Genomic DNA, 17,591 nt, shown 5'->3' with positions numbered 1-17,591 from the left:
CAACGTCGCGGGGGTCGCTGCGATTCCCATCCCGCCTGGCGGTGACTGGCTAGGGTGAAGGCATGGCCGAACCCCGACACTGGACCCCTGCCGACGCACGTCACTGGATCGCCGTGCCCGACGCCGAATCGGACAAGTACTCTCGCGGCGTGCTCGGGGTGGTGACCGGATCCGACCACTACCCGGGCGCCGCCGTCATCGGTGTCGAGGCGGCGATCCGCACCGGCGTCGGCATGGTCCGGTACCTCGGCGCGGACCGCCCGACCGAGCTCGTGCTGCAGCGACGGCCGGAGATCGTGACGGCGGAGGGCCGGGTCCAGGCCTGGCTCATCGGCTCCGGCATGGATCCCGGCAAGCTGACCCGCGCCGAGAGCGCGCTCCTCGACGGCGCCTTGCACGGCGGTGAACCGGTCGTCGCCGACGCCGGGTCCCTCCGTCGGGTCGCTGCCGGGGCCCACCAGCGCGCGTTCGGGGTCGACGAGTCGTGGCGCATCGTCGCGACGCCGCACGTCGGGGAGTTGGCGACCATGCTGAGCGGCCTGGGGAGTCCGGCCGACGTCGAGGCGATCCGCGCCGAGCCGGTGCCGTACGCCGCGGACGTCGCTGCCCGGCTCGGCATCGTCGTGGTGCTGAAGGGCGGGACCACTCATGTCGTCGCTCCGGACGGCGAGGCGATCACGGTCGCCGGAGGATCGCCCTGGCTGGCGACCGCCGGCACCGGCGACGCGCTGGCCGGGATCATCGGGGCGCTCGTGGCCACCAACGCGGAACGCGTCCTCGCCGACCCGGCCTCGCTCGCGAGCATCGCCGCGAGCGGGGTGCTCATCCACGCCGCCGCAGGAGATGCCGCCGCCGCCGACGGGCCGCTGGCCGCGCTGGACGTGGCTCAGGCGGTCCGAGGCGTCGTGCACGGTCTCCTCGCCTGAACCCGCGTCATCCGACAGGCGGCGGACAACTCCCAGAACGCTCATAGCTGGCCCATAGGGAAGCTCAGGACACTGAAGCCACCGCGGCAGGGATCTCGCCGCGGTGGCCGGCACCCGGCCTCCACATCGCCCGAGGAGATTGAACGATGCGCAACCCCACCACCACCCAGCTCCCCGCACGGACGCCACGGCTGTCCGTGGCCGCGAAGAAGACGACGTTCGCGGCGCTCACCGGTCTCACCCTCATCGGCAGCCTCGCCGGATGCTCCGCAGCCGACGCCGGGAGCACGACCACGACCACCACGCCGGACGCCAAGAGCTCGTCCACCCCGGAGGCCACCAGCGACACCGGTGCGGCGACGGGATCCGGCTCGACCGACTACAAGGACGGCTCCTACACCGCCGACGGCAGCTACCAGTCGCCGAACGGCACCGAGTCGATCACCGTGACGGTGACGCTCGCCGAGGACAAGGTCACCGCCGTCGACGTCGTCTCGCACGCCGAGAGCGCGAACAGCAAGCGCTACCAGGCCGAGTTCATCTCCGGCATCGCCGGCGAGGTCGTCGGCAAGGACATCGACGGCCTCAAGGTCTCCAAGGTCGCCGGCTCCTCGCTCACGAGCGGCGGGTTCAACGCCGCCATCGACACGATCAAGACCGAAGCGAAGGGCTGAGCCGCCAGGTCGGCCGGACGATGAGCGAGACGACGCTGCGCTTCGACGCGATCGGCACCGGCTGGGAGCTCGACACCGTGCTGCCGCTCGAGCCGGAGACCGCCGAGGCCGTCGCCGCCCGCATCGACCGGTTCGACCGCACCTGGTCGCGGTTCCGCGGCGACGCGTTCGTCGCCCGGTTCGCCCAGGGCCCCGTCTCGACAGCCTTCCCGGACGACGCCAGGGACGACGCGATCGCCCTGTTCGACACCTACCGCCGCCTGCACGACGTCACCGGCGGCGCCATGACCCCGTTCATCGGGGCCTCCCTCGAACGGCTCGGGTACGACGCCGCGTACACGCTCGTCCCGCAGGGGCCGGCGCTCGCCGCTCCGGCCTGGGACGACGTGGCCCGGTGGGACGGCGAGGTGCTCGAGACCGACCGCCCGCTCGTGATCGACATCGGCGCGGCGGGCAAGGGCCGACTCGTCGACCTCGTCGCCGACGTCCTCGTCGAGCACGGGCACGAGGCCTTCACCATCGACGCCTCGGGCGACCTGCGACACGAACACGGGAGCAGCGCCCCGGAACCGCTCCGGATCGCACTCGAGCATCCCTACGACCCCCGGAAGGCCATCGGGGTCGCGACGATCGGATCAGGCGCCCTCTGCGCGTCGGCCGTCAATCGCCGCGCCTGGGGCGAGGGGCTCCACCACGTGATCGACGGCCGGACGGGCGAACCGACGGTGACGGTGGCGGCGACCTGGGTCACCGCCGGGCAGGCGATGCTCGCGGACGGCCTCGCCACCGCGCTGTTCTTCACCGATCACGAGTCGCTCAGCGGAGCCTTCGCCTGCGAGAGCGTCCGCATGTTCACCAGCGGCCTCACGGATCGGTCCGCCGGCTTCCCCGGCGAGCTCTTCACCTGAGTCACGCGCCGTCGTGCATCGCTCCGGCGCCACCACCTTCCAGAAAGCAGACCGCACATGAACGGCCGCATCGGCTACTTCTTCGACACCGTCCTCGGACGGGTCACCATGTACCGCCTCGTGACGCTCTCGCTCGGCACCCTCGCGATCTATGCGTTCGTGCTGTCCCTCTTCGGGCAGGTGTTCTACAAACCGCTCGACCTGCTCGCGACGCTGGCCACACTGCTCGTCGTCGGGTACCTGACGAACCGTCTGTTCGGCGCCCTGTTCCAGGTGCGCCCGCACAGCGAGTCGTCGATCATCACCTCGCTCCTGCTGTTCTTCATCCTGTGGCCGACGAGCGATCCGGCCGCACTGGCCTGGATCGCTCTGGCGGCCACGGTCGGGTCCGCGTCGAAGTACCTGCTCGCGATCCGCGGCCGGCACGTCTTCAACCCGGCCGCCTTCGCCGCCCTCGTGTCGAGCGTGCTCGCGAGCTACGTCGTCCTCCCCGGGGTGTCGCCGTCGGTCTGGTGGGTCGCCAACCCGTGGCTGCTGCCCGCGGTGGTCGTCCTCGGCGGCCTGGTCCTCATCCGCACCAAGCGACTCACGATGGCACTCGTCTTCATCGTGCTCTCTTGGGCGCTCGTGACCGTCCGACTCGTCGTCGGTGGCCAGGACGTGGGGCCGGCGCTGCTCGCCCCGCTCACGTCCTACCCGATCCTCTTCCTCGCCGCGTTCATGCTGACCGAACCGCTGACCCTGCCGCCCCGGCGCTGGCAGCAGCTCGGCGAGGCAGCGATCGTCGCGGTGCTGTTCTCCATCCCGTTCATGCTCGGTCAGGTGGCGTCGACCCCGGAACTCGCGCTCATCGTGGGCAACGTGCTCGCGTTCGCGGTCGCCCGTCGCCGCGGGATGCGGCTGACGCTCGAGGGGACGCGCACGCTCACCCCGACGGCGGTCGAGTACCGGTTCAGCTCGAAGCGTCCGGTGCCCTTCGCGGCCGGCCAGTACCTGGAGCTGTCGCTGCCGCACCGCGGTGCGGACGTCAGGGGCTCGCGGCGCATGTTCAGCATCTCGTCACCGCCCGACGACGATCGGACGATCCGCGTGGCGATGCGGGTCCCGGAGCGGGCCAGCAGCTTCAAGCGCGCGCTGAGCGCGCTGCCCGTCGGCGCGAGCCTCTCGGCCACCGGGGTGTGGGGCGACTTCGTCCTGCCGAAGGATCCGGCCAAGCCCGTCCTGCTGATCGCCGCCGGGATCGGGATCACGCCGTTCGCCAGCCAGCTGTCCCGGCTGCATCTGCGAGCCGAGAAGCGCGACATCGTCCTCGTCTACGTCGTGTCCGATCCGCAGGAGCTCGCCTACGCCGCAGAGCTTGAGACCTGGGGGACCCAGGTGCTCGTGGTCGGGCCGCCGGCGGACGCCGCGCTGCCCTCGGGATGGCGCACCCTCGGCCCGGGCCGACTCGACCACGGACGCCTCGCCGAGGCAGTCCCGGATCTGGCCTCCCGCGAGGTCTTCATCTCCGGGCCGCCGGCCATGGTCGACGCCCTGAAGCCCGCGCTCCGCGGCATCGGCGTGGGGCGGGTCCACACCGACGCCTTCAGCGGGTATTGATCGGCACCCAGGCCACACCCATCGGGGTCGAACGCCGCGCGAGTGGCGGATCGGCCCCGATGCCGTGCGCGAGCCTAGGATGGTGCACGTGATGCGGCGTTGGGTCCTCTGGTGCGGGTTCGGCTTCGTGCACCTCCTGGTCGGCTGGCTCTGCCTCGTGGCTGAGGGGCTCCCACTGGGCGACGTCGTCCTCGTCTACCGTCCGTGGGTGGAGCAGGCGACTTCCGGCGGCCCCATCCCCGCCGTCGACGCACCCTGGGTCTACCCGATCCTCGCGATCGTGCCGATGCTGATCCCGCTCCTGCTCGGTAGCGCCGGGTACGGCGTCGGGTGGCTCCTCATGGTGAGTGTGTTGAACGCCGGCGCCTTCGCCGTGCTGCTCGGCAACGGTCACTCGCGCCCGCGGCTGATCGCGGCGGGGTGGTGGCTTGCGTTCCTACTGCTGCTCGGACCCATCGCCCTCGCTCGGATCGATTCGGTGACCGTGCCGATCGCGATCGTCGGACTGCTCTGGGTCGCCGGGCGCCCGCGCGTCGCCGCCGTCCTCCTCACGATCGCCGCCTGGATGAAGATCTGGCCGGCGGCGCTCGTCGGCGCGATCGTCCTGGCCCATCGGCACCGCGGACGGGTGGTGGCCGCCGCTGCGGCGACCTCGGCGGTCGTGCTCGGGGTGGGACTCCTCCTCGGCGGTGCGAACGCCGTGAGCTTCGTCACGGAGCAGACCGGTCGTGGCCTGCAGATCGAGTCCCTCATCGGGAACGCCTACCTCTGGCTGGCCGTGCTGCGCGTCCCGCAGAGCTTCGTCTACTACGACCGCGACATCCTGACGTTCCAGGTGACCGGTCCCGGCGTCGACACCGCGATCGCCGTCATGACGCCGCTGCTCGCGATCGCCGTCGCCGGTGTGGTGCTGCTGGGTGTCCTCGCCGTCCGGACCGGGCGCCCCCTCGTGACCGTGCTGGCACCGCTGGCGCTCCTGTTCGTCCTCACGCTCATCGTCTTCAACAAGGTGGGGTCGCCGCAGTTCGCGATGTGGTTGGCGGCACCGGTGATCCTCGGACTCGTGCTCCAGCGTCGGCGCTTCATCGCACCGGCGGTCATCACCCTGGTGATCGCGGCACTCACGCAGCTCGTGTACCCGTACCTGTACCTGTGGCTGCTGAACGTCGACCCCGTACTCGTGACCGTGCTGACCGTCCGCAACCTCGCCTACCTCGTCCTCGCGGGGTGGGCGGTCCACGCGCTCTTCGCACCAGCCCACCCCGAGGACGACGCGGTGTCGTCTCCGGCTCCCGTCCGTGTCCACGCTCGAACCCTCAAGGAGTGACCCATGCTCGTCGCCTTCTCCGTCGCACCCAGCGGCACCGGCAAGTCGGACGGCTCCGTCCACGACGCCGTCGCCGCGGCCGTCCGCATCGTCCGCGAGTCGGGGCTGCCCAACCACACCGACTCGATGTTCACGACGATCGAGGGGGAGTGGGACGAGGTGTTCGCCGTCATCAAGGACGCCACCGAGGCGGTCGGCGCCTACGGGAGCCGCGTCTCCCTCGTCCTGAAGGCCGACATCCGGCCCGGCTACACGGGTGAGCTGACGGCCAAGCTCGATCGGCTCGACGCCGCACTCGACAACGACGGCTGATCCCGTCCGGACGCATCACGCGGTCGTTCGGGATCGGGACTCGAATCGATTCGAGGATTCGCGTACACTCGATCCATGCCCACCATCCTGGACGGGTCGACGCAGCTGTCGCCGACCCGTATTCGTCTTGCCATCCTCGCGCTCGCCGTGGGTGCCTTCGGCATCGGCACCACCGAGTTCGTCGCGATGGGGCTGCTGCCGAACATCGCCACCGACCTCCTCCCTGAGCTCGCGGCGCGCAGCCAGGAACAGGCGAACGCCCAGGCCGCCTGGCTGATCACCGCCTATGCGCTCGGCGTGGTCGTCGGAGCCCCGACGATCGCCGCGCTCGTCGCCCGCTACCGCCGCAAGACCGTGCTCCTCTGGCTCGGCGTCGCGTTCACCGTCGGCACCCTCGCGTCCGCGCTGCTGCCGAGCTTCGGCCTCGTCCTGCTGGCCCGCTTCGTCGCGGCGCTCCCGCACGGCGCCTACTTCGGGATGGCGGCGCTCGTGGCCGCGAGTCTCATGGGACCGGGCAAGCGCGGCAAGGGCGTCGCGCTCGTCATGACCGGCCTGACGATCGCCAACGTGATCGGCGTGCCGTTCGCCACCTGGGTCGGCCAGGAGTTCGGCTGGCGGTCCGCCTACCTCATCGTCACCGGGATCTTCGCGCTCGCGACGGTCACGATCTGGTTCGCCGTGCCCGTCCAGGCGGGGAACCCGCAGCAGACGATGCGGCGGGAGCTCCGGGTGTTCCGGCGGAGCCAGGTGTGGTTCGTGCTCGGCTTCGGATCCATCGGGTTCGGCGGGCTCTTCGCCGTCTACAGCTACCTCGCCCCGCTCGTGACGGAGGTGGCAGGCGAGTCCGCATCCCTCGTGCCGTGGGCCCTGGCGACCATGGGTGTCGGCATGACGATCGGCAACCTCGTCGGCGGACACCTCGCCGATCGCGGCGTGAAGCGGGCGCTCATCGTGTTCTTCAGCCTCATGATCGTCGTGCTGACCGCGCTCGCGCTCACCGCGTCATGGACGCCGACCATGTTCCTCTTCGTCTTCGCCGTCGGGTTCGCCTCGCAGGGGCTCGGGCCGGCCATCCAGACGAGACTCATGGACGTCGCCGGCGACAGTCAGTCGCTCGCCGCCGCGCTCAACCACTCAGCCCTCAACATCGGCAACGCGCTCGGTGCTTTCCTCGGCGGGGTCGTCATCGCGGGCGGTCTCGGCTACCTCGCACCGGTGTGGACGGGTGTCGTGCTGACGGGCGTCGGCTTGGCGATCGTGATCACGAGCTTCCGGGTGGAGCGACGTCAACTCGCGCGCGAGCTCGCCAGGGCGAACAAGGCCGAAGACCGACGCGTCGCGGACCGCAACCCGCCGACGGCTCCGATCCCCGTCTGAAGACGGAACAGGCGCCCCTCCCGCCATCGGGGAAGGGGCGCCTGAGCTGTGATCAGTGCGGCTAGTCGACGATGATGCCGTCGAGGATCGCGCGCTTCCGCAGGGCGACCTTCGTGCCGACGTCGATGCCCGCGTTGCGGTACTTCTCTCGGATGCGCTTGAGGTAGCTCTTCGCCGTCTCGTCGGAGATCCCGAGGCTCTCGGCGACCATCTTCACCGGCTCACCGGCGGCGTACAGGGCCATGACCCGACGCTCCTGCGCGCTGAGGCGGGGTCCCGTCCCGGACGCGCCGCTCGCGAGCGCGAGGTCGAGCTCCGGGGAGATGTACGACTCGCCACGGGATGCCGCGCGGAGCGCGTGCACGATGGTCTCCGCGTCCTCGCTCTTCGCGAGGTAGCCGAGCGCGCCGGCCGCCAGGGCCTCGCGCACCACGGCCGGGTCGCTGTACGTGCTCATGAGCACGGTGGTGACGCCGGTGGTCTTCAGCGTCGCGAGTTTCACGGCCACCGGGACGTTGTCCTTGAGGTCGACGTCGAGCAGGAGGACGTCGACGGGGAAAGCCGGGTGCGTCAGGAGTTCCGGCCACGAGGGGGTGACGACGACGAGTTCGATGTCGTCGGCGACGCTCCTGATCCATTCGGTGAGCGCGCCGAGCAGCATCCGGTGGTCATCGACGATGCCGACCCTGATCCGTGACTCCTGTGACGTCATTGACGTTCCCCTTTCCGCTGGCCCGCAGCGGGATTGTCGACGGTGCTGTCGATGTCGATCCTGATGCGGGATTTCTGGTACGTGTCCGAAGAGGAGCCCACTCGTCCGAGTGCTTCCCAAACCGCGGGATCCACTTTGGCGCGCTGCACCCCGCTCGCTTCGAGGACGATCGGGACCGTGAGTGCTCCCGGACGGCCCTGTCGTTCGGAGCGGTCGACCGGCCCGAGCGTCAGCACAGCTGTGGCAGTCTGCGCGTCTGCTTCCCCGAGGAGCAACCATACTGCAGAGAGCAGTCCATCCCGCTGATCCGTTGCGAGATAGGTCGCCAGCCGCTCGGGATCGCGCAGGGTCGCGCGCTCGGACAGCACGGACGACTCTTGGAACGCGTGCTCGAGCCAGGTCTCCTTGCCCTCCGACATGAGGTGGCGGCGGAGCTCCGTGGCGAGGCGCGACGCGCGGGCGGCGAGCTCGGGACTGAGCGGGAGGTCGACGGAGCCGTCGGCGACCCCGTCGAACAACTCCTCGGCCTCGAGGTCGAGCGCGACGAGCTCCTCGGAGTCGAAGAACCCGAGGGCGTCGCGGACGCTCGCGACGGTCGAGGCGACCATGACCCGGTCGAGTTCGAGGCGGACGATCCGGCGGTACTGGGAGACGATCGCGCAGGCGATGAGTGGCGGCACGACGGCGATCGCGGCGAAGATCAGCTCCGCCCCGAGGGTGGCGCTCTGCGTCCGCGTGATGGTGAGGATAGACCCGACGAGCAGGAGCCCGAGCACGACGGTCGCCGCGGCGACGTCGCGTGCGGGGCGGAGCGTGACGACGGCGAGCAGCACGCCACCCACGGCCGCGGCGGCCGTCGGATACACCCCGACGGCGTCGCGGCTCCACACGCTCGCGAGGTCGAGGGTGGCGACCACCACCAGCTCGATCAGCAGCGCGACGAACAATCGGTCGGACAGGTGGAACGCGGAACGGCGGAGCAGCAGGAAGGTGGACGCGACGGCGCCGGCGAGGAGCAGCCAGGCGACCACGGTGAGGAGCGGACGCGGGTAGTGCCAGAACGACTCGACGAACCGGATCGCCGCGTAGGCGACGAGGATGAGACCGGACACCGACAGCCCGATGCCCAGCTGTCTCGTCCCGAGCGACGACCGTTGGCGGTCCAGGGCACGCCGGTGCCGGTAGCGGCGGGTCGGCCCGGAGGCCGCGGCCAGGCTGTCGATGCTCATGCCTGCGGGACCTCCAGGATCACGGTCGTCCCGGCGCCCGGGGCGGAGAACACGCGTGCCTGGCCGCCGACCTCCTGGATGCGCGCGACGACCGATTCAGCCACGCCGAGGTGACCGTCCGGTACCGCTGTCGGATCGAACCCGCTCCCGGTGTCGGTGATGAGGAGCCTGGCGGTCTGCTCATCGATGGAGACGGTGACGTCGGCCGAATCCACGCCGGAATGACGCCGTACGTTCTCGAGGCATTCGCCGAGCGCGAGCAGGAAGGCTTCGCGCACGCGGGGGTCGAGCTTCGCCTGGCCACCGCCGTAGACGTTGACGGTGAGGCCCAGCCCGGCGAAGCGGTCCGTCACGGCTTCGATGCCCTCGTCGAGGGTGAAGTCGGCACTCCGTTGCAGGATGTAGGTGCCGGAGGAGACAGGACTGAGCTCCTCGCCGAGCCGGAGGCTCCGGAGCAGGTGCGCGTCGTTCCGTGCTTGCGACCGGAGGGCGGTGGCATCGACCCCTCGCCCCGAGTGCGCGAGGAGCGTGAGGGTCGCGAGCGCGGTGTCGTGGAGGAGCCGTGCATCCTGTCGCCGTTGCGACTCGGCCTGGCTCGCGAGCCGTTCCGCGTTGTACGCGCTGCCGATGTTGTCGACGCGCCGGATGAGTCGGGGCACGCTCGAGTCGAGCCACCGGCCGAACGCTCCGATCGTCACCCAGACGGCCGCGGTGAGACCGATGGTGGGGATCGTGAGGTTGGTCGCCCCGGTGACGACGACGATCGCGACGGCGGTCAGCAGGAACGCCCCGAGCAGCAACGGCCAGGCGCGGCGGAACGGCACGAGTCTCGCGGCGATCGCCCCCATCCCGAGGGAGGCGATGGCGGCGATGGCGCCCGCCTGTCCGACGCTGCCGGTGCCGCCGTTGGACAGGCCGACGAAGACGACCGCGACGACGCCGGCGACGAAGACCAGGGCGAGCCAGCGGGGATCGTCGTACTGCTCGGCGGCGATGTGTGCGATCGCCAGCATGGCGACGAGGAGGAGCACGGCGGCGTACCGACCTCCGGAGACCACCCCCGGGACGCTGAGGATCATCGCGGCGGTGACGCATCCCGAGAGCCCGAACAAGCGTGTCGTGCGTCGCAGCAGACGTCGCTTGGTCCTCGCCTCGCGTTCCATGCTCACGCTCCTCTGAGGAGTCACCTTATCGGGTGACGCGCGCGCAACGGAACGAGTGTGGGGTGGCCAGGTGCCGGTCGTCAGACGTCGAGGAGTCGACGCAGATGCGGGCCGACCAACGCGTTCTCGATGAGGAACCCGTCGTGTCCGAAATCGGACCGGAGGACCGCCGGTCGTGTGCCGTCGAGATTGCCCGAGAGGTGCAGCGCGATCTCCTCCTGCCCACTGACCGGGAAGAGCCGGTCGCTGTCGATCCCGAGCACGAGCGACGGTCCGTGGTAGCCGCGCAACGCTGCTCCGACCCCGCCGCGATCGCGCCCGACGTCGTGCGAGTTCATCGCCTCGACGAGCGTCACGTAGCTCCCGGCGTCGAAGCGGCGCGTGAACTTGTTGCCGTGGAAGTCGAGGTAGGACTCCACGGCGAAGCGTCCGCCCCGGCCGAGCGGGCTGACGCTCGACTGCCAGCTGCGCTCGAACCGCGCGTTCAACTCACCCGGACTGCGGTAGTTGAGCAGCGCCATGCGACGGGCGAGGGCGAGCCCGCGGTGCGGACCGTCGCCGTCGCGCGCGTCGTAGTAGTCGCCGCCCTGGAAGTTCGGGTCGGTCCGCACCGCCTCGAGTTGCACGAAGTTCAAGGAGATCTGGTCGGCCGTCGTCACCGGAGGAGCCGCGATCACGGCGAGACGCTCGACGAGGTCCGGATGGGTGACCGCCCACTCGAGGGCGTGCATGCCGCCCATCGACCCGCCGATGACGGCGGCCCAGCGGTCGAGGCCGAGGTGTCCGAGGAGCCGGTGCTGGGCCTCCACCTGGTCGCGCACCGAGGTGTACGGGAAGCGTGAGCCCCACTCGACGCCGTCGGGGGCGAAGGACGACGGCCCGGTGCTGCCCTGGCAGCCGCCGATCATGTTCGGCGCGACGACGAACCAGCGGTCGGTGTCGATGGCGAGCCCGGGCCCGACCACGCCGGCCCACCAACCGGCCGTCGCGTGCCCGTTGCCCGCGGAGCCGAGCACGTGACTGTCGCCGGTGAGGGCGTGGAGCACGAGGACCGCGTTCCCGCCGTCGTCGTCGAGGGTGCCCCAGGTCTCGTAGGCCAACCTGGCGTGCGGGATGCTGCCGCCGTGCTCGAAGTCGAGGCGGCCGAGCGGCGCGAACAACCGGTCGCCCGGGCGGTCGCCGTCCCGCCACGCGCCGCTCGAGGGCGGGTTCGCGAGCAGGGCGCCGACCTCGGCTTCGGTCACGAAGCGGGAGGGCACGCTGTCTTCCGGGATCTGCCAGTCCATAGGTCTCCATTGTGGCGTGCCCTGGCGCGCTGACCGGCTGTGTTACGTCACCCGGTCGGTGGAGGTCGGCGCACCGGGCTGGCACAACCCCGGGACGGATCAGACCCGGGCGGCCTCGACGACCTGCTTCGCGGCGGTCAGGCCCGCCTGGAGGTCCGCCGTGATGTCCTCGATGTTCTCGAGGCCCACGGAGAGGCGCACGAGGCCCGGCGTGACCCCGGCCGTGAGCTGCTGTTCGGGCGACAACTGCGAGTGCGTCGTCGACGCCGGGTGGATCACGAGCGACCGCACGTCGCCGATGTTCGCGAGGTGCGAGAACAACTTCAGGGAGTTCACGAACGCGCGACCCGCGTCGACGCCGCCCTTCAGCTCGAAGGACAGCACCGCGCCGACCCCCTTCGGGGCGTATCGGTTGGCGGTGGCGTACCAGGGGCTCGACGGCAGCCCCGAGTAGTTGACGCTCGCGATGTCGGGGTGCGCGTCGAGCCACTCGGCGACGTGCTGGGCGTTCTGCACGTGGCGCTCGATCCGCAGGCTGAGCGTCTCGATGCCCTGGATGAGCTGCCAGGCGCTCGCCGGGGCGATGGCCGCACCGAGGTCGCGCAGCAACTGCACGCGGGCCTTGATGATGTAGGCGAGTGCGTCGCCGACGGCGTCCGTGTAGACGGCCCCGTGGTACGAGGGGTCCGGCGTGGTGAGGCCCGGGAACCGCTCCGCGTGACCGGTCCAGGAGAACGTGCCGCCGTCGACGATGACCCCGCCGATGACCGTGCCGTGGCCGCCGAGGAACTTCGTCGCCGAGTGGACGATGATGTCCGCTCCGTGCTCGAAGGGGCGGATCAGGTACGGCGTCGCGATCGTGTTGTCGACGATGAGTGGCACACCGGCCGCGTGCGCGACGTCCGCGACGAGCCGGATGTCGAGGATGTTGATCTTCGGGTTGCCGATGGTCTCCGCGAAGAACAGCTTCGTGTTCGGACGCACGGCGCGCCGCCATTCCTCGGCATCGTCCTGGTTCTCGACGAAGGTGGTCTCGATGCCGAGCTTCGCGAGCGTGTACTTGAAGAGGTTGTACGTACCGCCGTAGATCGATGAGGACGACACGATGTGGTCGCCCGCCTGCGCGATGTTCAGCACGGCGGACGCCTCGGCGGCCTGACCGGACGCGAGGAGGAGCGCACCCGATCCTCCTTCGAGTGCGGTGAGCCGCTCCTCGACGACGGCCTGCGTCGGGTTCTGGATGCGCGTGTAGATGTTGCCGAACTCTGCGAGCGCGAAGAGGTTCTTCGCGTGGTCGGCGTTGTCGAACACGTAGCTCGTGGTCTGGTAGATCGGCGTCGCCCGCGCCTTCGTGACGGGATCGGGCGCGGCTCCCGAGTGGATCTGCTTCGTCTCGAACTTCCAGTCGTTCGTGGCATCGCTCATGATGGATGGTCCCCTCTGCTCGGGTGGTCGGTGCTGCTCGGGTGTCGGGTGCCGCCGGTCGGCCGCTCGGTCCGACATCCATGTCGTCGGGGCGTCCCAGGACGGTGGTCCGTCGTGACCCCGAGGCTACCGGCCCCGCCTGGACAGGCCAACCGCGCGGAAACACGACGTAACGCCCTCGGCGCGTGGCTACCCTGGAAGCATGACGACGAGACGTGTGGTGGTGACCGGTGCGAGTTCGGGGATCGGTGAGGCGACGGCGAGACGCTTCGCAGCCGAGGGCTGGGACGTGGTCGCGGTGGCCCGCCGAGCCGACCGCCTCGAGACGCTCGTCGCGGACATCGGCGGCACGGCCGTCGTCGCGGACATCGGCGGCACGGCCGTCGTCGCGGACCTGACCGTCCAGGCCGACGTCGACGCCCTCGCGGCCCGGGTCGAGGGGCTCGGCGGGGCGCACGCCCTCGTCAACAACGCGGGCGGCGCCTTCGGCCTGGCCTCCGTCGAGGACGGCGACGTCGACGACTGGGCGCGCATGTACGACATCAACGTGCTCGGGACGAAGCGGGTCGTGCAGGCGCTCCTGCCGATCCTCCGCCGGAGCATCCCCGACGGCGGCGCGGCGACCATCGTCGGCGTGACGTCCATCGCCGGACACGTCGCCTACGTCGGCGGTGGCGGGTACAACGCCGCGAAGTTCGCCGAGCGCGCCCTCTTCGAGGTGCTCCGCCTGGAGCTCAACGGTGAACCCATCCGCGTGATCGAGGTGGCCCCGGGCATGGTGCACACGGAGGAGTTCTCGCTCGTCCGGTTCGGCGGCGACCAGGAGCGCGCCGACGCCGTCTACGAGGACGTGCCCGACCCGCTGTCGGCCGACGACGTCGCCGAGGCGATCGTCCACGCGACCTCGCTGCCACCCCACGTGAACCTCGACCACATCACGATCAAGCCGGTCGCGCAGGCGGCCCCGTACCGCCTGGCGAAGGGGCCGTTGCGCGTCGCGGAGTAGGCCCTTCGACAGGCTCAGGGACCGTTCCGGCGTTCACGGACCGGGCCGGCGCTCGGCGTCCGTTCGGGTGCTCAGTGAGCGGTCGGGCGCTCAGCGGCCGGGTCGGTGCTCGGCATCAGGGCCGCGTCGACGGGAGCCGCGTCGGCGAAGGCGAGCTTCGGCACGAAGCAGAGCAGGACCGCGGCGACCAGCGCACCGACGCCGCAGATCGTCCACACCGTGAGGTAGCCGGACAGGCTCGATGCGCCCGCCGTCACCGCCTGGGCGGCACCGGCCACGAGGACGACGCCGAAGACGGCCGATGCGAAGGACCCACCGATCGTCTTCGTCGTGTTCGTCAATGCGGCGGCGACACCCGTCTGGCCGCGTGGTGCGGCGGCGGCGGCCGCGGCGGGCATGGCTCCCACGAGGGCGCCGGACCCGAGCCCGGCGATCGCCATGTTGACGAAGACCTGCCAGGTCTCGAGGTGGAACGGCAGGAACAGCAGGTATCCGACGGCGACGAGCGACGCCGCGACGATGAGGGCGATCCGAGGCGAAGCCCAGCGCGACACGAGCGGGAACAGGAGCGCGCCGACGATCATCGAGATCAGGTACGCGCCGATGAGGGTGGAGATGTCACCCGCGTCGAGTCCGAGTCCGTAGCCGTTCTCGCGCGGCGTGCCCGCGTAGGTGCTGAGCGGGGCCTGGGCGCCGAGCAGGCTGATCCCGATCAGACCGGCGGTCAGCTGCACCGGCCACATGGTGGGCTGCCGGAGGACGCGGAGGTCGATCGCCGGGTCCGGTTGGCGGAGCTCATGTCGGCCGAAGGGGAGGAACGCCAGCACACCGATGCCGATGAGCGCCCAGACCCACCAGGTCTCCGGACCGTTGAGGCGCAGGAAGGTGAGGCCGGAGGTGATGAGGAGGAGTGCGAGGCTGAGCAGCACGAAGCCGGCGAGGTCCAGCGTCCGGCCGGGTAGGGGCTCCGACTCCGGGACGCCGAACAGGATGGCGAAGAAGACGAGGGTGACGGCGACGGCCGGGAGCATGAGCGTGACCGCGATGTCGCCGCCCAGGGCCGTGAGGATGCGCCCACCCGACAGTGCGCCGATGATGGCACCCGCCTCGAGCGCGACGACGAGCAGGCCGGCGGCCCGACGGGTCTGCGAGGCCCCGGTGCCGGAACGCCGGCCGCGTTCGAAGATCAGCGCGATCTCGAGCGGTAGCCACACGACGTAGAAGCCCTGCAGCGCCCACGCCGCGAGGAACGACCAGAAGTCGCCGGCGACGACGAGCCACCAGCTCGCGCCGGCCGTCAGGACCGTCGAGAGGAGGAGGATCCGTTTGTGCCCGTACAGGTCGCCGAGCTTGGCGAGGATCGGCACCACGAGCGCCGACAGCAGCAGCTGGGCGGCCTCGAACCAGTTGAAGTCCGCGTCGACGACCCCGAGGTGCCGGACGAGGTCGGGGATGAGCGGGACGTAGTACCCCTGCAGCACACCACTCGTGATCTCGACGAAGAACAGCCAGCCGATGAGCCCTGCCGTGATGCCCGCCGTCGAACCGCGGAGGGACGTCCGCCACCCGCCGGCCGCCGCCCCCTGAGCCTGCCGATCTCGCGTCATGAGGGGGATGGTACAGGCGCCCGGTCCGGCAGGATAGCGTTGGAGGATGTCGACCGAGAACCCCAGCGCAGCGTCCACGGAGCGAGAGGTCCTCGACTGGCCCACGTTCGGTGACGCGTCCCGTGAGCTGTCCAGCCAGATCGTCGCGAGCGGGTTCCGGCCCGACTCGGTCGTCGCCATCGCCCGCGGTGGCCTCCTCCTGGCCGGCGCCATCGCCTACGCCCTCGACGTCAAGGCGTGCGGTGCGTTGAACGTGGAGTTCTACACGGGCGTCGACGCACGGCTCCCGGAGCCCGTCGTCCTGCCGCCGCTGCTCGACGTGGCCGGCCTGCCCGGCAGCCGGGTGCTCCTCGTGGACGACGTCTCGGACTCCGGGCGCACCCTCGCGATGGTGCTGGAACTCATGCAGGCCAGCGGGGCCGAGGTGCGGACGGTCACCCTCTACGAGAAGCCGCAGACGGTGCTCCGCCCGGACTACGTGTGGAAGCGCGTCGACCGGTGGATCTCCTTCCCCTGGTCGACCCTGCCGACGATCACGGCCTGACCGGACCCCTCGTGGCCCGGGTGCCGGGTAGGGTCACAGGGTGAGTGTTTTCCTCCTCGGCGGTCCGGCCGCCCCAGAGACCGAGTCGACCGTCTACGCAGCGTTCATCGCCGAGGCGGCCGCCCTCGCGGTCGTCGCTGGCCGGCTCGCGCCGCGGATCGCGATCGTCGTCGTCCACGACGGCGACGGGCTCGAGCAGTCCGCCGCGCTGGAGCGCGCCGTCGCCCGCGCTGGTGAGATCGAGGCCGTGCGGGTCGTGGTCCGCGAGGGCGGCGTGGTCGCGCAGGCGCAGCTCGCCGAGGTCGACGGTGTCATCGTCGGCGGCGGCTTGCCGTCCGCCTACGCGGAGGCCGTGGCTCCCGTCGCGACCGACATCCGTCGTCTGGTCGCCGCAGGCCTGCCCTACCTCGGCATCTCGGCCGGTGCGATGATCGCCGCGGAGCACGCGATCATCGGTGGCTGGCGGGTCGGCGAGGTCCCGGTGAGCCCGGAGGCCGCGTCCGAGGAACTCGACGAGGTCACCATCGGCGACGGTCTGGGGCTCGTGGACATCGCGGTCGAGGCGCACGCCGCGCAGTGGGGCACCCTCGGGCGCCTCGTGGCCGCGACCGAGGCCGGGGTCGTCGACGGCGGCGTCGCGATCGACGAGAACACGGCCCTCGTGGTCGGGCAGGGTGCGTTGACCGTGCTGGGCGGCGGCAGTGTGTGGCAGGTCTTCACCGCCGAGCACGGCGTGGTCGTGCGCACGATCGGCGCCGAGCAGCAGCAGTAGCCGATGACGGACGGTGTCCTGGGCGGGAGCCCGGCGCAGCTCGCTGAGGCGGGTTCGATCGATGACGGCTGGGCGGCAGCGCTCGAACCGGTCACCGAGCGACTGGCCGGGATCGACGCCTGGCTCGCCTCGGAGACGGCAGCAGGCACCCACTGGCTCCCAGCGCCGGAGCTCGTGCTGCGGGCCTTCCGGACCCCGTTCGACGCGGTCCGCGTCCTCATCGTCGGCCAGGACCCGTACCCGACGCCCGGTCACCCGATCGGGCTGTCCTTCGCCGCCGACCCGGCCGTCCGCCCGTTGCCGCGCAGTCTCGTGAACATCCACCGCGAACTCCGCGACGACCTTGGCGTCCCGACCCCGGAGCACGGCGACCTCAGTGCGTGGACCGGACAGGGTGTCATGCTCCTCAACCGCGTGCTCACGGTCGAGGCCGGTGCCGCCGGTTCCCACCGCCGACGCGGCTGGGAGGCGGTCACCGAGCAGGCCATCCGCGCGCTCGCCGAGCGTCCTGGGCCGCTCGTGTCCATCCTCTGGGGGAAGGACGCCGAACGCTTGGCGCCACTCCTGGCCTCCCCGGACGACCCGGACCGCCACGTGATCGTCTCCGCCCACCCGAGTCCGCTCTCCGCCTCGCGCGGGTTCTTCGGATCGAGACCGTTCAGCCGCACGAACGACTTCCTCGCCTCGCGCGGGGCGGACCCCATCGACTGGTCACTCGTCTGAG

Annotated in this window: 17 protein-coding genes; 11 read left to right on the top strand and 6 right to left on the bottom strand. The window is 70.9% G+C overall.

The window, feature by feature from the left end; translation table 11 throughout:
• Positions 1-62 precede the first annotated feature (62 nt).
• The 7 genes from ITJ57_RS13380 (at position 63) to ITJ57_RS13350 (ending at position 7,123) form a co-directional block, all read left to right on the top strand.
• On the top strand, positions 63-926 hold the full coding sequence (locus ITJ57_RS13380) for an ADP/ATP-dependent (S)-NAD(P)H-hydrate dehydratase (protein WP_194670608.1): 864 nt from the start codon (positions 63-65) through the stop codon (positions 924-926).
• A gap of 146 nt (positions 927-1,072) precedes the next feature.
• The gene (locus ITJ57_RS13375) at positions 1,073-1,600 is read left to right on the top strand and encodes an FMN-binding protein (RefSeq protein ID WP_194670607.1); all 528 of its coding nucleotides are present in this window, start codon (positions 1,073-1,075) and stop codon (positions 1,598-1,600) included.
• Positions 1,601-1,620: 20 nt separating this feature from the next.
• The gene (locus tag ITJ57_RS13370; RefSeq protein WP_194670606.1) at positions 1,621-2,508 is read left to right on the top strand and encodes an FAD:protein FMN transferase; all 888 of its coding nucleotides are present in this window, start codon (positions 1,621-1,623) and stop codon (positions 2,506-2,508) included.
• Between the two features lie 57 nt (positions 2,509-2,565).
• Positions 2,566-4,107 (top strand): FAD-dependent oxidoreductase, encoded by a 1,542-nt coding sequence (locus ITJ57_RS13365; RefSeq protein ID WP_194670605.1) that lies wholly within the window; start codon positions 2,566-2,568, stop codon positions 4,105-4,107.
• A gap of 91 nt (positions 4,108-4,198) precedes the next feature.
• Positions 4,199-5,434: a glycosyltransferase 87 family protein gene (locus ITJ57_RS13360; protein ID WP_228507411.1), complete on the top strand. Its 1,236-nt coding sequence runs from the start codon at positions 4,199-4,201 to the stop codon at positions 5,432-5,434.
• Between the two features lie 3 nt (positions 5,435-5,437).
• The gene (locus tag ITJ57_RS13355) at positions 5,438-5,746 is read left to right on the top strand and encodes a thiamine-binding protein (protein WP_194670603.1); all 309 of its coding nucleotides are present in this window, start codon (positions 5,438-5,440) and stop codon (positions 5,744-5,746) included.
• Between the two features lie 75 nt (positions 5,747-5,821).
• Positions 5,822-7,123 carry an MFS transporter gene (locus tag ITJ57_RS13350; protein ID WP_194670602.1) on the top strand — a complete coding sequence of 434 codons (1,302 nt, stop codon included), beginning with the start codon at positions 5,822-5,824 and terminating at the stop codon, positions 7,121-7,123.
• 61 nt (positions 7,124-7,184) lie between these two features.
• On the opposite strand, the gene ITJ57_RS13345 is transcribed toward ITJ57_RS13350, so the two are convergent.
• The 5 genes from ITJ57_RS13345 to ITJ57_RS13325 all read right to left on the bottom strand — a co-directional run bounded on the left by ITJ57_RS13345 (position 7,185) and on the right by ITJ57_RS13325 (position 12,938).
• The gene (locus ITJ57_RS13345) at positions 7,185-7,835 is read right to left on the bottom strand and encodes a response regulator transcription factor (RefSeq protein ID WP_056012577.1); all 651 of its coding nucleotides are present in this window, start codon (positions 7,833-7,835) and stop codon (positions 7,185-7,187) included.
• Positions 7,832-9,064: a hypothetical protein gene (locus tag ITJ57_RS13340; protein ID WP_194670601.1), complete on the bottom strand. Its 1,233-nt coding sequence runs from the start codon at positions 9,062-9,064 to the stop codon at positions 7,832-7,834. The genes ITJ57_RS13345 and ITJ57_RS13340 overlap by 4 nt, the downstream gene beginning before the upstream one ends.
• Positions 9,061-10,227 carry a sensor histidine kinase gene (locus tag ITJ57_RS13335; RefSeq protein ID WP_194670600.1) on the bottom strand — a complete coding sequence of 389 codons (1,167 nt, stop codon included), beginning with the start codon at positions 10,225-10,227 and terminating at the stop codon, positions 9,061-9,063. The genes ITJ57_RS13340 and ITJ57_RS13335 overlap by 4 nt, the downstream gene beginning before the upstream one ends.
• An 80-nt stretch (positions 10,228-10,307) precedes the next feature.
• The gene (locus ITJ57_RS13330) at positions 10,308-11,513 is read right to left on the bottom strand and encodes a homoserine O-acetyltransferase (RefSeq protein WP_194670599.1); all 1,206 of its coding nucleotides are present in this window, start codon (positions 11,511-11,513) and stop codon (positions 10,308-10,310) included.
• 99 nt (positions 11,514-11,612) lie between these two features.
• Positions 11,613-12,938, bottom strand: coding sequence for a bifunctional o-acetylhomoserine/o-acetylserine sulfhydrylase (locus ITJ57_RS13325; protein WP_194670598.1), 1,326 nt, complete (start codon positions 12,936-12,938; stop codon positions 11,613-11,615).
• Between the two features lie 202 nt (positions 12,939-13,140).
• On the opposite strand from ITJ57_RS13325, the gene ITJ57_RS13320 reads away from it, so the two are divergent.
• The gene (locus ITJ57_RS13320) at positions 13,141-13,944 is read left to right on the top strand and encodes an SDR family oxidoreductase (RefSeq protein ID WP_194670597.1); all 804 of its coding nucleotides are present in this window, start codon (positions 13,141-13,143) and stop codon (positions 13,942-13,944) included.
• Positions 13,945-14,015: 71 nt separating this feature from the next.
• Here ITJ57_RS13320 and ITJ57_RS13315 read toward each other — a convergent pair whose 3' ends face one another.
• Positions 14,016-15,551 carry an MFS transporter gene (locus ITJ57_RS13315; protein WP_194670596.1) on the bottom strand — a complete coding sequence of 512 codons (1,536 nt, stop codon included), beginning with the start codon at positions 15,549-15,551 and terminating at the stop codon, positions 14,016-14,018.
• Positions 15,552-15,597: 46 nt separating this feature from the next.
• Here ITJ57_RS13315 and ITJ57_RS13310 point away from each other — a divergent pair, with 46 nt between their 5' ends.
• Genes ITJ57_RS13310 through ITJ57_RS13300 form a run of 3 tightly spaced genes read left to right on the top strand, consistent with a single transcriptional unit; the run spans position 15,598 to position 17,590 of the window.
• A complete protein-coding gene (locus ITJ57_RS13310) occupies positions 15,598-16,095 on the top strand; it encodes a phosphoribosyltransferase (RefSeq protein ID WP_194670595.1) in 498 nt (165 codons plus the stop codon).
• A 40-nt stretch (positions 16,096-16,135) separates the two neighbouring features.
• The gene (locus tag ITJ57_RS13305; RefSeq protein ID WP_056781747.1) at positions 16,136-16,867 is read left to right on the top strand and encodes a Type 1 glutamine amidotransferase-like domain-containing protein; all 732 of its coding nucleotides are present in this window, start codon (positions 16,136-16,138) and stop codon (positions 16,865-16,867) included.
• Positions 16,868-16,870: 3 nt separating this feature from the next.
• Positions 16,871-17,590 carry a uracil-DNA glycosylase gene (locus tag ITJ57_RS13300; protein ID WP_194670594.1) on the top strand — a complete coding sequence of 240 codons (720 nt, stop codon included), beginning with the start codon at positions 16,871-16,873 and terminating at the stop codon, positions 17,588-17,590.
• Position 17,591: the final 1 nt, after the last annotated feature.

The organism is Plantibacter sp. VKM Ac-2880 (genome assembly GCF_015351235.1).
Taxonomy (GTDB): Bacteria; Actinomycetota; Actinomycetes; order Actinomycetales; family Microbacteriaceae; genus Plantibacter.
This window is presented reverse-complemented; position numbering and strand designations above follow the sequence as displayed.

Excerpts from the sequence above, each read along its gene's own strand:
- ITJ57_RS13330 (WP_194670599.1), bottom strand. The coding sequence starts at position 11,513 with ATGGACTGGCAGATCCCGGAAGACAGCGTGCCCTCCCGCTTCGTGACC.
- ITJ57_RS13360 (WP_228507411.1), top strand. The coding sequence starts at position 4,199 with ATGCGGCGTTGGGTCCTCTGGTGCGGGTTCGGCTTCGTGCACCTCCTG.
- ITJ57_RS13335 (WP_194670600.1), bottom strand. The coding sequence starts at position 10,227 with ATGGAACGCGAGGCGAGGACCAAGCGACGTCTGCTGCGACGCACGACA.
- ITJ57_RS13315 (WP_194670596.1), bottom strand. The coding sequence starts at position 15,551 with ATGACGCGAGATCGGCAGGCTCAGGGGGCGGCGGCCGGCGGGTGGCGG.
- ITJ57_RS13320 (WP_194670597.1), top strand. The coding sequence starts at position 13,141 with ATGACGACGAGACGTGTGGTGGTGACCGGTGCGAGTTCGGGGATCGGT.
- ITJ57_RS13375 (WP_194670607.1), top strand. The coding sequence starts at position 1,073 with ATGCGCAACCCCACCACCACCCAGCTCCCCGCACGGACGCCACGGCTG.
- ITJ57_RS13340 (WP_194670601.1), bottom strand. The coding sequence starts at position 9,064 with ATGAGCATCGACAGCCTGGCCGCGGCCTCCGGGCCGACCCGCCGCTAC.
- ITJ57_RS13325 (WP_194670598.1), bottom strand. The coding sequence starts at position 12,938 with ATGAGCGATGCCACGAACGACTGGAAGTTCGAGACGAAGCAGATCCAC.
- ITJ57_RS13355 (WP_194670603.1), top strand. The coding sequence starts at position 5,438 with ATGCTCGTCGCCTTCTCCGTCGCACCCAGCGGCACCGGCAAGTCGGAC.
- ITJ57_RS13365 (WP_194670605.1), top strand. The coding sequence starts at position 2,566 with ATGAACGGCCGCATCGGCTACTTCTTCGACACCGTCCTCGGACGGGTC.
- ITJ57_RS13350 (WP_194670602.1), top strand. The coding sequence starts at position 5,822 with ATGCCCACCATCCTGGACGGGTCGACGCAGCTGTCGCCGACCCGTATT.
- ITJ57_RS13380 (WP_194670608.1), top strand. The coding sequence starts at position 63 with ATGGCCGAACCCCGACACTGGACCCCTGCCGACGCACGTCACTGGATC.
- ITJ57_RS13370 (WP_194670606.1), top strand. The coding sequence starts at position 1,621 with ATGAGCGAGACGACGCTGCGCTTCGACGCGATCGGCACCGGCTGGGAG.
- ITJ57_RS13310 (WP_194670595.1), top strand. The coding sequence starts at position 15,598 with ATGTCGACCGAGAACCCCAGCGCAGCGTCCACGGAGCGAGAGGTCCTC.
- ITJ57_RS13345 (WP_056012577.1), bottom strand. The coding sequence starts at position 7,835 with ATGACGTCACAGGAGTCACGGATCAGGGTCGGCATCGTCGATGACCAC.
- ITJ57_RS13300 (WP_194670594.1), top strand. The coding sequence starts at position 16,871 with ATGACGGACGGTGTCCTGGGCGGGAGCCCGGCGCAGCTCGCTGAGGCG.